We start from the raw sequence: 13358 nt of genomic DNA, 5'->3' as shown, positions 1-13358 counted from the left end.
AGCCGCATTGATTGCGAAGTACACCTCCTCCACGAACAAAGGACACTTTCATGAACGCATCACCGACGGTCTCTGCCGCCAACCCCGCCGAGATCATCTGCCGCCGCCTGCCCGGCCGCACCGCCGTCGTCACCGGCGGTGCCAGCGGCATCGGCCTGGCGACGTCGAAGCGGCTGGCTTCCGAAGGAGCGAAAGTCGTCATCGCCGACACGAACATCGAAGCCGGAACTGCGGCGGCTGACGCGGTCGGTGGGCTCTTCGTCGCCACCGATGTCACGGATCCGGCCGACGTAGAGAACCTCTTCGACACTGCCGCGGCCACCTACGGCAGCGTCGACGTCGCGTTCAATAACGCCGGCGTCTCTCCGACGGCCGACGCTTCGATCACGGAGACGAGTCTCGAGGTGTGGCGCAAGGTCCAGGACATCAATCTCACCTCGGTCTATCTGTGCTCGCAAGCGGCACTCAAACGCATGCGCAAGCAGGGACGCGGCTCGATCATCAACACTGCGTCGTTCGTCGCGCTCATGGGCTCGGCTACCTCGCAGATCTCCTATACCGCGTCAAAGGGCGGTGTGCTTGCCATGACCCGTGAGCTCGGAGTCGAGTTTGCAAAGGAAGGTATCCGTGTCAACGCACTGTGCCCGGGGCCGGTGAACACGGAGCTGTTGCGAGAGCTCTTCGCCAAGGACCCGGAGATGGCGGCGAGACGACTCGTGCATGTGCCGATGGGGCGGTTCGGCGAGGCCGAGGAGATGGCGGCTGCGGTCGCATTCCTCGCTAGTGACGATTCCTCTTTCGTCACTGCGCAGTCGTTCACCGTCGATGGGGGACTGACGAACGCGTATACGACCCCACTGTGAGATCGTGAAGGTATGAGTGCTGAAAGAGCGAGCGCACCGCAGGAGCAGATGACAGCCCTGCGGGCCATCGCCCCTGCTCGGTCCGGCAACGTCTTCGAGGAGACGATCGAGTGCCTGCTGCAGATCATTCGGCTCGGGATCATTCCCCCCGGTGAGCGCTTCCCTGCGGAGCGGGAGTTGGCGGAGCAGCTAGGCGTCTCGCGGGCCACCTTGCGTGAAGCGATTTCGGAACTGCAGGCGGCCGGGTGGGTGAATGTGCGCCGCGGCCGTGGTGGTGGAACATTCGTGATGAAGTCCCGAGCGGAGCTTGTGTCCAGCGGTGCGGGGACGAAGCGGTTCGATGACGGACCCGGCAGTGGATTCTCGCCCGAAGAAGTCGACGACACTCTCACCTGGCGCAAGGTCATCGAGATCGGCATCGCCGAGGTGGCAGCTGCGCAGGATCTCACCGCGGCTCAGCGCGGTCAGTTGGCTGCTGCCCTCGTAGCGAGTCGGGATTCCGATATGGCTTCGTACCGTCGCCTCGATTCCCAGCTGCACCTGACCTGGGCGCAGATGACCGGCTCGCCGAGTCTGGTCCGTTCCATGGTCGAGAGCCGGACGCGGGCGAACAAGCTGCTCGAACGCATTCCAATGATCGAACCCAACCTCGTTCATTCTCACGAGCAACATCTGCACATTCATGAGGCGATCCTTGCTGGCGATTCTGTAGCCGCACGTGTCGCCATGGCCGAACACCTCGACGGTACGGCAGCGCTTCTCAGGGGCTTCCTCGCCAATCCCCACTAATTACTACCCGACGGCGGCCCAGCAACCTCGCGCGAGGTATCTGGGCCCCCGTCGGGTAGTTCTTAAGGGTCAGGTGAGGTGGGCGGCGCGTTGGGCGATGCGACCGCCGGCGAGGACCATCTCGACCTGACGCGTCGACAGGCCATGGCGGAATTCAAACTTTCGGCCGGCCGCCTCGGCGGTGATCGTCGTCCCGTCGCCGAGCTCATCGCGCAGACCACGGAACTCAAGCACATCACCCTGGGACAGCGATTCGTAGTCGGCCTCGTTCGTGAACTCGAGAGCGAGGACGCCGAAGTTCGCGAGGTTCTGCCAATGGATCCGTGCCAACGATTTCGCCACCACGACCCGCAGGCCGAGATATCGCGGAGCGATGACCGCATGCTCGCGAGAGGACCCCTGACCGTAGTTGTCCCCACCGACGATCGCGTGCCCTCCGTCGTGGTCGGCGGCACGGGTGGCATAGGTGTCATCGACCTGGATATAGACGAACTCGGAGATCTTCGGGATGTTCGACCGGTACGGCAGAACGCGGGATCCGGCGGGCATGATCTCGTCGGTGGAGACGTTGTCGCCGACCTTGAGCAGGATCTCCAGATCGATGTCATCGGGCAGCGGTTCGAAGTCCGGCAGGGTCGAGATGTTCGTTCCTTTGACGAGCTCGACCGACCGGGCTTCCTCCGGTTCCAGCGGTGGGACGAGCATCTTGCGGTTCGCGGAGTACTTCTCGGGCAGCCGCACCTCGGGATAGTCCATGTCGAGATCGCGAGGATCGGTGATCTTCCCAGTCAGTGCGGCAGCGGCCGCGGTCTCCGGCGAGCACAGCCACACGGCGTCCTCGTCGGTGCCGGACCGGCCGGGGAAGTTCCTCGGCATGGTGCGCAGACTGTTGCGCCCGACCGCCGGAGCCTGGCCCATGCCGATGCAGCCCATGCAGCCGGACTGGTGAATCCTGGCCCCGGATCCCACCAGAGAGGTCAGCCATCCGCCGGCGATGAGGTCGGCAAGGACCTCCCGTGAGGTGGGGTTGATGTCGAGTGAGATCTGCTGGTGGATCTGGCGGTCGGCAAGTGTTTCGGCGACGACGGCGAAATCCCTCAGTCCCGGGTTCGCCGAGGAACCGACGACGACCTGGAAGACGTCGTTACCGGCGACCTCGCGCACCGGAGTGACATTGCCCGGAGACGAAGGTGCGGCGATGAGCGGCTCGAGCTGGGAGAGGTCGATGGTGTCGGTGAGGTCGTACTCGGCTCCTGCGTCGGCTTCGATGCGGGTGAAGTCCTCACTGCGGTCGACGGCTTCGAGGTAGTCGCGGACGGCATCGTCGGCAGGGAAGACCGTGGCGGTGGCGCCGAGCTCGGCACCCATATTCGCAATCACGTGACGGTCCATGGCCGTGAGGTTCTTCAGGCCCTCTCCGTGATATTCGATGATCTTTCCGACTCCGCCTTTGACGCCGTGGCGACGCAGCATCTCGAGGATGACGTCCTTGGCCGAGACCCAGTCGGGCAGGGCGCCCGTGAGCTCGACGCCCATGATCTGCGGCGCGCTGATGAAGAGGGGTTCACCTGCCATGGCCATGGCGATCTCGAGCCCACCGACGCCGATCGCGAGCATTCCCAAGGCACCGGCAGCGCAGGTGTGCGAGTCGGAACCGATGAGAGTGGCTCCGGGCTTTCCGAACCGGGATTGGTGGACGGGGTGGGAGACGCCGTTGCCGGCAGGGGAGAACCACAGACCGAACCGTGCCGCGGCAGAGCGGAGGAATTCGTGGTCCTCCGGGTTCTTCTCATCGGTCTGCAGCAGGTTGTGATCGACGTACTGCACGGACAGATCCGTGCGGATACGGTCGAGGCCGAGTGCCTCGAGCTCGAGCATGACCAGGGTGCCCGTCGCATCCTGGGTGAGAGTCTGGTCGATCCGGATCCCGAGCTCGTTTCCGGGAGCGAGCTCCCCGGACTCCAGATGCGATCGGATGAGCTTCTGAGCAACGTTCTCAGGCATTGTCCGCCTCCTTCGGCAGTCAGCGATCCACCGAAGCCATTCGGCTTGCGGTGGTCAATCCACGCTAGTCCTCGACCGACGGGTTCTCAAGGTCGGTCAACTCCTGCGACCGGGTTCGCGAGTCTCAGAACTACCTGACGGCGGCTCAGCAACCTCGCGCGAGGTTGCTGAGCCGCCGTCAGGTAGCAATTGGGGGTGTTGGGATTGGGAGGTGAGGAGGATACTGGGACTATGCCGGAGCTGCCCGAGGTCGATGCGCTGGTCGACTTCCTGCGTCCGCGGCTGGTCGGGGACTTCGTCACCCGCGCGGACATCGCCGACCTGAGCCTGCTCAAGACCGTCGACCCGAGCATCGATGCGCTCACCGGACTTGCAATCACCGAGGTGGCCCGCCGCGGGCGAGCCCTCGTCATCGGCTTCGACGGACTTAACCTGGTCTGCCGATTCGCCCGAATGGGCTGGCTGAACTGGCATGACACCGCACCGAGTGGTCCGATCCGGATGGGCAAAGGGCCGTTGGGAATGCGCGTAACCCTGGTCTCGGGATCCGCTTTCGACCTCATCGAACCCGGATCGAAGAAGAACGCCGCCGTCTCCCTCGTCCGCGACTCCTCCGAGGTGCCCGCCCTCGCGTCGCTCGGCACCGACGCACTGAGTCTCACCGTCGACGAACTCGCCGCGGCACTGTCCGAGTCGACCTCCCGGATCAAAACGGTCCTCGAAGATCAGAGAATCATTTCAGGCCTCGGCAACGCCTATACCGATGAGATCCTCCACGCCGCCCGACTCTCCCCGTTCGCAATCGCGAAGACCGTCGACCCGCAGACGCTGCACACCGCCATCCACGAGGTGCTCGATGCCGCCCGCACCGCCCTCATCGGCCTGCCGCCGGGCAAGATCAAAACCGCGAAGAAACGCGGATTCTCCGTTCACGGCCGCACAGGTGAGACCTGTCATGTCTGCGGGGAGACCATTGCCGAGGTGTCCTTTGCCGACAAATCCCTCCAGTACTGCCCCGGCTGTCAGACCGGCGGAAGGAAGCTCTCCGACCGTCGCATGGACCGCCTCCTCAAGTAAGGCGCCTGCTCAAGTGACGCCTGACCGCCGGCACGGACGCTGACACCGCGCTCACCGCACTCTCACGCTGGGCGGAGGCGAAATTGGCGGTCGGCGATGCCATGGGCATGCAGGGCCACCTCGGCGATGGCGGTGAGGAACTCATCCCGGGAAAATCGTCGCCGTCACCGGAGAGGCACGTGGAATCGGCAAGGCGATCGGCGCACATTTCACCGCGGCCGGCGCCCGAGCCACCATCGGCGACCGTGACCTCGACGTGGCAGAGGACACCGCCGCGGAACCGGGAGTGCGCGCCTTCGGCCTCGACGTCACCGACCCCTTCGCCGATTTCCTCGTATCCGTCCGCCGCGATCTCGGCCCGTCGATGTGCTCGTCAGCAATGCCGGCATCATGTGGGTCGGTTCCTTCGATGAGGAATCGGATGCGGCGGTTCGCGCTCAGCGCGAGGTCAACCTCCTCGGCGGCATCGATCCTGCCCGCTCCGGGAGAGGCGACATACGCGGCGACCAAACACGGAGTGCTCGGCTACCTCAAGGCCGTGCGCACGAAGATGCGCGGTACCGGGGTGCACTTCACCTCCGTCATGCCCGCCGTCGTCGACACCGTCCTGGCTGCGGGGACCGGCACCGGTGCGGGTCCGCTGCTGCGTCCCGACGATGTCGCGCAGGTGCGGGCCGATGCCCGCGCCGGTTACGAGGACGCGGCGTTCACGACCTCCCGCACGAGCGCGGTCAGGCGTGGGCCGCCTCGGCGGAATAGTCCTCCAGATCTATCCGTTGTGCGGAAGTGCGGCCCGTTCGCGGCCGATCATTCGACGAATGGAGGAAAGCTTGACCACGCGGAAGCAGATTCCCGGCACCGACCTGTCCATCTTCCCGATCAATCTCGGCACGAACACCTTCGGGTGGACGGCCGATGAGGCGCAGTCCCATGCCGTCCTCGACGCCGTCGTGGCCGGCGGCGGCAATTTCCTCGACACCGCCGAGTCCTACCCCGCATGGGTGCCCGGCAACACCGGCCGCGAATCCGAGACCATCATCGGCACCTGGCTGGCCTCGCGGGGCAACCGCGATGACGTCGTCATCGCCACGAAGGTCGGCGATCATCCCGAGCACAAGACGCAGGACCCCGAATACATCCGCACCGCCATCGACGCCTCCCTGGAGCGTCTGCAGACCGATCACGTCGACCTCTACTACGCCCATCGTGACGATGAGGTGACCCCCATCGCCGAGGTGGCCCGCGTCTTCGATGAGATCGTCCGTTCCGGTAAGGCCAAGCACATCGCGGTGTCGAACTATTCGCCGGCGCGTCTGGCCGGGTGGTTCGCAGCGGCTGAAGACGAAGGGCTGGTCAAGCCGGTCGCGATCCAGCCGCAGTACAGCCTCGTCTATCGGCGGGAGTTCGAGACCGATCTGCGTCCGGTCGCCGAGCGGCGCGATCTCGCGGTGTTCTCCTACTTCAGCCTTGCCGCCGGCTTCCTCACCGGCAAATACCGCACCGAAGCCGACCTCGAAGGGGCCGACCGGGGTGGCATGGTGCAGGGATATTTCAACGCCGAGGGGCTCAAGGTCGTCGACGATCTCGTCGCGATCGCTGATTCGCACGATGTCGCTCCGACGACTGTGGCGCTGTCCTGGCTGCTGGCGAAGGGCGTGACGGCACCGATCGCCTCGGCCCGCACACCTGAGCAGCTCGAGGCGGTCATGGCCGCGCCCGGGCTCGAGCTCAGCGTCGACGAAGTCGACCGTCTCGACCGGGTCTCCGCGCCGTTCGCGCAGGAGGACCCGTCCTGACTTTCACTCCCAATTACTACCTGACAGCGGCCCAGCAACCTCGCGCGAGGTTGCTGGGCCGCCGTCAGGATCCTTCTATGTCTGTCAAGCGGCTTGACCGATCGGGTTCGTGGCCTCGAGAATCAGATACCCCGAACGGGCCAAGCTACGCTTCATACACCGGATCGTCTCCTTCTTCGTCTTCCCCTCACTTAGCCGTTTAGCCATGTACACCTGGGACCTCTTCTGGTGAGAAAGCCGCGTGATGGCCACCATGTACCACGCAGAATTCAACCGACGATCACCACTGCGATTCAGCCGGAACCTCACCACATTCCCCGACGACGCCGGTATCGGGCAGACCCCCGGCAACTTCGCAAACGCAGCCTCGGAACGCACCCGCCCATGATGCGACCACGCCAGGTGAAACACAGCCGCGGTGATCGGACCAATCCCCGGCTCAGCCAGCAACACCGCCCCCGGACTGTTGAATCGCCCCGGGGATAATAGAGGCAGGGAGATTGGAAGAAGGTGCCCGTGGCATGCCGGTCGCGCGCACTCATGCTAGCGGCCTCGGCGACAAGGTCGGCAAGGATCGCTACGTACGTGCCTATGCCCTCGATGACCCACAGGGTGTCGAGGTCCCCGCCGGTACGGCGGCCGGCCCACGTCAGGGCTCGTTTGACGCCAGCTTTCGTGGTCGGGAATGCAGCAGTATCGACGGGCCACCAGACTTGCTGAGCACTGTGTCGGAACGGATGAGGTCCGACCTTCAAAGCGGTCGGCTCCGGTCCGGGAGATAGTCACGTCGAAACACTACTGTGATGAGTCACGTTCGGTCAGGAACGGACAACCTTCTGATCAAGTTACCGATGTGGGCCGAGCCGGTGCCGACCGCCCACCAATCATCAGACAGATCCCGACGAGGACATCGTTCGAGTCAGTAGTAATTAGAGTCATGATGATCGATGGGACGGTCAGTTCCTACTCTGCCAGCCAGTCCCAGACCAGCCACTATCAATACTCACAGTAGTAATTGGGAGGGGCATTGTGGAATTCGAACGAGTCGGGCGCGACCATGAAGAAGGCGCGCACGCAGCTGGTCGATAGCCCGGTCCGGATCTGACTGGTCAGAGCAGCGAAGCTCGTCTGACTGTCTCTGACGGTTTCTCGCCGTGACGACGCGCATATTCAGACGCGAAACGGCCGGGGTGGCCGAAACCGAAGCGCCGGGCCACCTCGGAGACGAGGCAATCGTTCGTCTCCGGCTGTCGCAGCTTTTCGGCGACTCTGTCGAGGCGGACTGATTTGAGATACTGCATGGGGGAGAGGCCGAACTCCCGGCGAAAAGACATCTGGAGTGATCGACCGCTGACCCCTGCGTACTGGGCGAGAGCGTCAAGGGTCAGCGACTCCTCGGGGATTGCGTGGATGAGCTCGATGCTTCGTCGCAGCGCCGATGCGGGCGCCGGCTTCTTCTCCATCAGCAGGCTATGGAGTGAATGCTCGCTGGCCCAGAGAAGGCTGACGAGCATCTCTTCGACCATGTGGTCGATGAGCAACGGGCCGGCCGAGACTGATTGAGACAGATTCGCCAGAAGACGGACGGATCTCATCCAGGCAGCACCGGTTTCGGTGTCGACGCACAGAGGCAAGGTGAAGTCGATCGGAGAGTGCAGCTGCGTACCCAGATAGCATTCGGTGATGCGCTCGAACTCGCAACGGTCGATCTTGACAGTGAACATCGTGCAGGGTGAGTCCCAGCCGCTGAACGCCGTGTCGACGTCTGGTCGGTAGACGGCGCCTCGCTGCCGGTTAGCCACGACAGCACGCGAACCCGCAGTAGTCCTGAACGTACCGTTCAACGGGATATTGACCTGGTAGGCATTCTGATAAGGTCCGGTTTCGACCGTTACAGGTGCGGTGTATTTCAATGTCCCGATAGACACGGGGCCGACTTGTGTCGCAGTCGCCCTCATCTCGAAGCGAGATCCGACTCCGCGAACGAGCAGCCGATGTGGATAGTAGAGCTCGGTGCCGACTTCGCGGGCTTCTTCGGGTGACTGTCCGCGTAATCGTCTCGGCGCCAGGTCGGGACCTGGGCCGACTGTGCGGGTGTTCATCTCAGATTGCGGTGAGTTCGCTGACCCGATGGAAGTTGCGACCGTAGTAGACGAGGCCCTCGGCCTCGTCACGGACACGGATCGAGTCGACTTGGACGAAGACCACGGAATGGGTCCCCTGAGTCATGGTGGATTGGATATGGCCGACGAGCGCGACTCGAGCTTCTCGGAGCGTCGGCGCTGTGGAACCGTCGTCCCAGATGTCCCAAGCAAACCGATCTTCCATCGGGATCTTCGTCGCACCGGAGAAGTGACGAGCCAGTTCGCATTGCTCGCCGGCGAGGACATTGATGGCTACGACTCCATTGTTCGTGAACACGTCGTGGGCGGCGCTTGCCTGGTTGACGCAGACCAACACGGTCGGTGGTGAGTCCGTGACCGAGCAGACGGCGCTTACTGTAATGCCGAGCTTTCCGTGCGGTCCCTCTGTGGTCACGATATTCACGGCAGAGGCCAGATGTGCCATTGCCTGACGGAACTGAATTTGGACGTCGGTGAGTTCATTCATGAGTATTCTCCTCCTGAAATCGCGAAATCGATGATGACGACTCCGCCGGTGGCGTAGTTCCCTACATCCGCGGCAACGTCCTGACCCGCTTCTGATGCCATGGCGTCGGCAAATGTCTTCGCATCGGGGAAGACTGCTTCGAACAACGCGAAGTAGGGTGCCTTCCCTTCACTGTCGGTACTGGCGTCGACCGAATAGGTCCAGCTCGTCATCCCGGGCAGGTGTTTTGCGAGCGGCAGGTGCGAATGTGTGTAGTAGTCGATGAATGCTGTCCGGTCAATAGGCTCGGGGTAGAGCACCAGCAGCTTATGCATTGTCGATCCTTAGGTATATGGATGAGATTGAGGCTCAGGCAGATGCTCGGTTGACGGCCGCTTCGACTCGCTCTTCGCTGGCGAGTAGGTCGATTTGACGGATTGGATGATTGAAGTTCTCCGTGAATTCGTCGACCAGTGCCTGGTTGTCGACCATGGCGCTGAAGAGCGCGGGGATCTGTGGCGGAGTTGGAATGTGGATCATTGTGTTGATCCAGTCATTGGCTGCTTCGAGGCGTTCAGACCTCCGCGAGGCCACCTTCTTCATGAAGCGCTCGTCAAATACATCGTCCTCGAGGATCGCGTCGCCGACCACTCGGGCGGAGTAGGCTGTGGAGTTCGCGCCTTGAGCTTGAACTGGGTCCATCGTCAGGTGCACGTCTCCAAGCGCCAACAGGAACTTGCCATTGGGCAGGCGGCTGTAGTCCTCGCGCATCACTGGCGTAAAGGCACCTTGGAGGATGTCCTTATCGGACTGGAGGCGGAAATTCTCGAGGCTGACTCGTTCGAAGACTGTCGGATGGTGCTCTTTCAGAATGTCCAGCGTCAGCTGCTTGTAGGCCGCCGGATCATCAGCGTAACGCTGGTCTGTCAGGACCTCCTGTGGGCCGCCGGGCACGCTTTCGAAGAGGAGGGCCATCACGTCGCCGGTGAACGACCACATGGGAATTGCAAGGAGCTCACCCACACCGGGGACCACACTGACCCCGACACCGTTGGGGTCGCATCGTTCGACGCCCTTCCAGAATCCGACCGCCAGCTTCCGCTGAGGGCGATCATAAGGAGACTTGTCGGGTCGCTTGGGGAACATCGCCCCGATCTCGCCTTTGCCGGTCGACACCACGACGAGGTCGTGGATCTCGCTGAGGTCTTGGATGTCGGCGACCTCGAGATCGCGGTACTCGATGACTCCTCCGCGGTCGGTGAAGTCCTCCATCAGGCGAGGGAGATAGATCCTGTAGTCCAGCGTCCGGGACGGGGCGGCGAACTGGCCCTGATAGGTCCTCTGCTCTCCCCAGCCGTTGTAATGATAGTGGTGCGTGTAGTAGTACTCGTCCTCGGTCCAGTGGTTGATGCCGAGATCCTCTTCCAGTTCGAGAGTGACATGCATATGAGCCACGCTGTTCATCACTCGGCCGTCGGCCACCTCGTCCGGTGTGCGGTTGGTGTAGATGGTTGTGGCAATCCCGTGCTGTCGTAGCTGGAGTCCCAGGTGGAGTCCGGCGACTCCGGCGCCGATGATGCCGATGCTCTTCATCATTCGTTCCTCTCGGTGGACGTCGATGTCCGACGGCCGTCAGATATTTGATCGCATATAGAGCACGTCGTGTTGATCTGCTCTCTATGTGAGCAATGAATTTACCGAATGTGGTGCATGGCACACAACGATGTCGGGAGATCGGGCTCGTTTTTTCGCAAATCGGATACCGGGCTGACTTGTTTCAGAGCTGCCAGGCGTCCGAGGGCGAGGTCAGGCGTTCGCTGTAGGTGCGCAGTTCGTTGGCCATGAGCGGCACATCGCCATTGCCCAGGGGGAAGAGGAGGGAAATGCTTGCCCCCTGGCCGCCGGGCATTCTCACGGCCGAGGCTACTGCCTCTAGGCCGATGAATGGTGTTCCCTTGGTGTGGACGTAGCCGGTTTGGCGGGCCAGAGCAACCTCGTCGGCATCATCGGAATTCGGGGGTTGCAGGGAGAGAAGCGCCAGACCGGGCGCGCTGGTGCCGACGGGAAATCGGCTACCGACGCGAATCGCGACTGAGGCGGGGCTCTGTGTAGGGCGTGCAGAGGAAAGAACGACGGCGTCATCACGTTGTTGTGCGCAGAAGACAGCTGTAGCTGAGGTGACGTTGGACAGCTCCTGCAGGACGTCGGCAATCGCGATTTCGAGGTCGCCGATTCCGGACTTCGCAAGAGCCGTCATGCCCAGTCCGATCCGGAACCGTCCGTCGGGGCTGCGGGCGACGAGTGAATAGTCCTCAAAAGTGCGGAGGATTCGGTAGACGATGGATCGGTGGAGCTCCAGCTCCTCGGCGAGTTCTCTGCTCGTGCGCTGCCGGCCGTCTGCGAGGAGCTGGAGAGTATCGAGAGCTCTCTCCAAGGTCTGTGATCGGACTCCGCGGCTGAGGTTCGAATCGGGAGTCGATTTCTTGCTGCTCACGCGTCTGCCCTCCTCATCGGTATCGAACGTCAATCCTATCCGAGCGGAACCGAGAGGAGGGCGAGGACTCTGAACCTCAGCGAGACATCACTGCCCGGGAGCGGTGATCCCCTCTGGCGGCGAGCCCACCAGAGCGGCCGCGGCGCGTTCGGCGATCATGATCGTCGGAGCATTCGTATTTCCGGTCGGCACGAGCGGCATTATCGACGCATCGGCCAACCGCAGCCGGCTCACGCCCCGGACCTCGAACGTGGCCGGGTCGACGACCGCCTCGGCGTCCGTTCCCATCCGGCAGGTCCCAGCTTGGTGATGATAGGTCACGACCGACCCGCGGACGTAGTCTTCGAGGTCCTCGTCGGCCACATCCGGGCCGGGGTAGATCTCGGTGGGTTGCCACGACGACAGCGCCTCGGCTCGCCCGATCTCACGGCATTGCCTCACCGAGGCGATGAGGGCGTCGACATCGGCCTGTGCCGAGAGCACCTGCGGATCGACGATGAGCGGATCCTGCGGATTCGGCCCACTGAGCCGCACCTCGCCTCGACTTTCCGGACGAACCAAACCGCCCTGCAGAGTGAAGGCTCCGCCGGGACCTGGTCCGGTCTGCGCGGCAGGGGCGGCGTCCTGGGCATACATCGGCACGGAGAAGAACAACGGTTGGGTGTCGGGGACCGGCAGATCCGGTCGGGATTTCGCAAAGAAGTGAACTTCTGCCGGAGCCACCTCTCCCATCGGCACCTCCCGATCGCCGGTGGAGAAGATGACCGGCGAGAGCCAATGATCCTGGAGATTCTTGCCGACGCCCGGCAGATCGACCACGGAGTCGATTCCGACCTCGGCAAGCTCCTCGGCGGGACCGATGCCCGATCGCAGAAGCAGCTCGGGAGAGGCCAGCGCACCTGCGGAGAGGACGACTTCGTCGGCGGACAGGGTACCGACGCGGCCGCGGAAATCAATCTCGAGTCCGGTGACTGAGGTCCCGTCGAGGAGAAGCCGACGGGCGTGCGCGGAGGTGAGAATCGTGAGGTTCTTCTCGCCGAGGCGGGGCTTGAGGTAGGCGCGCCATGTGTTCAGTCGTTTGCCGTCGCGAACGTTGAGCTGGATCTTTCCGATGCCTTCGACGGTGCCGGAGTTGTAGTCGTCATTGACGAGCACGCCGGTCTGTGTGGCGGCCGTGAACATGTCCTCCTGCAGCGGGTTGCGCGCGTAGTCGACGCGCACATCCATCGGACCGTCGGTGCCGCGGTTGTCCGTGATCTCGCCGTCGAAGTTCTCGATTGCGGCGAAGACCGGCCAGACCTCGTCCCAGGACCATCCCGGACACCCGGCTTCGACCCACTGTTCGTAGTCCCAGGCGTCGCCGCGGACCCAGATGACGGCGTTGAGGGCATTCGACCCGCCGAGGACCTTACCGCGGGGGAGGTGGATGCGGCGGTTCATCGCCGCCGGCTGCGGGGGAGTGTAGTAGTCCCAGTCCTGCTGAGAATGCCAGATCAGTCCGAGGTTGTTGAGATGGTCGATGTTCGGATTGGTCTCGTCTCCGCCGGCTTCGACGAGGCAGACCTTCTTTCCAGCGTCGAGAAGGCGGCGAGTGAGGACGCAACCAGCCGAACCTGCACCGACGACGATGTAGTCGAATCGCTCATTCGGGAGCTCAGCGGGAAACGAGTTCGGGTGGTCTGAGGTGTTCGAGGCTGCGGTGCCTGATTCATGCTCGATTGTCATGGACTCAGGCTAGTGACGCCG

At 63.1% G+C, this 13358-nt stretch carries 12 protein-coding genes and 1 pseudogene; 5 read left to right on the top strand and 8 right to left on the bottom strand.

From position 1 onward, the window contains the following. The first annotated feature begins 50 nt into the window (after nucleotides 1–50). Together D3I60_RS03585 and D3I60_RS03580 are read left to right on the top strand one after the other, a co-directional pair. The gene (locus tag D3I60_RS03585; protein WP_262774779.1) at nucleotides 51–863 is read left to right on the top strand and encodes a 3-oxoacyl-ACP reductase; all 813 of its coding nucleotides are present in this window, start codon (nucleotides 51–53) and stop codon (nucleotides 861–863) included. Nucleotides 864–875: 12 nt separating this feature from the next. Beyond that, nucleotides 876–1652, top strand: a complete 777-nt coding sequence (locus tag D3I60_RS03580; RefSeq protein ID WP_262774778.1) for a FadR/GntR family transcriptional regulator — start codon at nucleotides 876–878, stop codon at nucleotides 1650–1652. A 69-nt stretch (nucleotides 1653–1721) separates the two neighbouring features. On the opposite strand, the gene D3I60_RS03575 is transcribed toward D3I60_RS03580, so the two are convergent. Then, nucleotides 1722–3656, bottom strand: coding sequence for an aconitate hydratase (locus D3I60_RS03575; protein WP_262774777.1), 1935 nt, complete (start codon nucleotides 3654–3656; stop codon nucleotides 1722–1724). Nucleotides 3657–3887: 231 nt separating this feature from the next. Here D3I60_RS03575 and D3I60_RS03570 point away from each other — a divergent pair, with 231 nt between their 5' ends. The 3 genes from D3I60_RS03570 to D3I60_RS03560 all read left to right on the top strand — a co-directional run bounded on the left by D3I60_RS03570 (nucleotide 3888) and on the right by D3I60_RS03560 (nucleotide 6529). Beyond that, complete coding sequence (locus tag D3I60_RS03570) at nucleotides 3888–4733, top strand: DNA-formamidopyrimidine glycosylase family protein (RefSeq protein ID WP_262774776.1); 846 nt, start codon at nucleotides 3888–3890, stop codon at nucleotides 4731–4733. A 256-nt stretch (nucleotides 4734–4989) separates the two neighbouring features. Next, nucleotides 4990–5652: an SDR family NAD(P)-dependent oxidoreductase gene (locus D3I60_RS03565; protein ID WP_262774775.1), complete on the top strand. Its 663-nt coding sequence runs from the start codon at nucleotides 4990–4992 to the stop codon at nucleotides 5650–5652. Further along, nucleotides 5564–6529 carry an aldo/keto reductase gene (locus tag D3I60_RS03560; protein WP_262774774.1) on the top strand — a complete coding sequence of 322 codons (966 nt, stop codon included), beginning with the start codon at nucleotides 5564–5566 and terminating at the stop codon, nucleotides 6527–6529. The genes D3I60_RS03565 and D3I60_RS03560 overlap by 89 nt, the downstream gene beginning before the upstream one ends. Nucleotides 6530–6613: 84 nt before the next feature. Here the strand turns inward: D3I60_RS03560 and D3I60_RS19315 are convergent. The 7 genes and pseudogenes from D3I60_RS19315 to D3I60_RS03530 form a co-directional block, all read right to left on the bottom strand. Then, nucleotides 6614–6994, bottom strand: a pseudogene (locus D3I60_RS19315) (transposase); the annotation flags it as partial. A 644-nt stretch (nucleotides 6995–7638) separates the two neighbouring features. Continuing rightward, nucleotides 7639–8631 carry an AraC family transcriptional regulator gene (locus D3I60_RS03555; RefSeq protein ID WP_262774773.1) on the bottom strand — a complete coding sequence of 331 codons (993 nt, stop codon included), beginning with the start codon at nucleotides 8629–8631 and terminating at the stop codon, nucleotides 7639–7641. Between the two features lies 1 nt (nucleotide 8632). Then, on the bottom strand, nucleotides 8633–9139 hold the full coding sequence (locus tag D3I60_RS03550; RefSeq protein ID WP_262774772.1) for a flavin reductase: 507 nt from the start codon (nucleotides 9137–9139) through the stop codon (nucleotides 8633–8635). Further along, nucleotides 9136–9453 (bottom strand): EthD family reductase, encoded by a 318-nt coding sequence (locus D3I60_RS03545; protein ID WP_262774771.1) that lies wholly within the window; start codon nucleotides 9451–9453, stop codon nucleotides 9136–9138. Before D3I60_RS03545 ends, D3I60_RS03550 begins: the two co-directional genes overlap by 4 nt. Nucleotides 9454–9487: 34 nt before the next feature. After that, a complete protein-coding gene (locus tag D3I60_RS03540) occupies nucleotides 9488–10714 on the bottom strand; it encodes a styrene monooxygenase/indole monooxygenase family protein (RefSeq protein WP_262774770.1) in 1227 nt (408 codons plus the stop codon). A gap of 181 nt (nucleotides 10715–10895) precedes the next feature. After that, nucleotides 10896–11612 carry an IclR family transcriptional regulator gene (locus D3I60_RS03535; protein WP_262774769.1) on the bottom strand — a complete coding sequence of 239 codons (717 nt, stop codon included), beginning with the start codon at nucleotides 11610–11612 and terminating at the stop codon, nucleotides 10896–10898. An 87-nt stretch (nucleotides 11613–11699) separates the two neighbouring features. After that, nucleotides 11700–13337, bottom strand: coding sequence for a GMC family oxidoreductase (locus D3I60_RS03530; protein WP_262774768.1), 1638 nt, complete (start codon nucleotides 13335–13337; stop codon nucleotides 11700–11702). Nucleotides 13338–13358 lie beyond the last annotated feature (21 nt).

Origin of the sequence: Brevibacterium permense (assembly GCF_025506275.1) — a bacterium.
Lineage (GTDB): Bacteria > Actinomycetota > Actinomycetes > Actinomycetales > Brevibacteriaceae > Brevibacterium > Brevibacterium permense_A.
Note: the sequence above shows the minus strand (reverse complement) of the source record. Positions and strands in the feature narration are given on the sequence as shown.

Coding starts and splice junctions, on each gene's coding strand:
- D3I60_RS03585 (WP_262774779.1), top strand. CDS start 51: ATGAACGCATCACCGACGGTCTCTGCCGCCAACCCCGCCGAGATCATC.
- D3I60_RS03580 (WP_262774778.1), top strand. CDS start 876: ATGAGTGCTGAAAGAGCGAGCGCACCGCAGGAGCAGATGACAGCCCTG.
- D3I60_RS03575 (WP_262774777.1), bottom strand. CDS start 3,656: ATGCCTGAGAACGTTGCTCAGAAGCTCATCCGATCGCATCTGGAGTCC.
- D3I60_RS03570 (WP_262774776.1), top strand. CDS start 3,888: ATGCCGGAGCTGCCCGAGGTCGATGCGCTGGTCGACTTCCTGCGTCCG.
- D3I60_RS03555 (WP_262774773.1), bottom strand. CDS start 8,631: ATGAACACCCGCACAGTCGGCCCAGGTCCCGACCTGGCGCCGAGACGA.
- D3I60_RS03550 (WP_262774772.1), bottom strand. CDS start 9,139: ATGAATGAACTCACCGACGTCCAAATTCAGTTCCGTCAGGCAATGGCA.
- D3I60_RS03545 (WP_262774771.1), bottom strand. CDS start 9,453: ATGCATAAGCTGCTGGTGCTCTACCCCGAGCCTATTGACCGGACAGCA.
- D3I60_RS03540 (WP_262774770.1), bottom strand. CDS start 10,714: ATGATGAAGAGCATCGGCATCATCGGCGCCGGAGTCGCCGGACTCCAC.
- D3I60_RS03530 (WP_262774768.1), bottom strand. CDS start 13,337: ATGACAATCGAGCATGAATCAGGCACCGCAGCCTCGAACACCTCAGAC.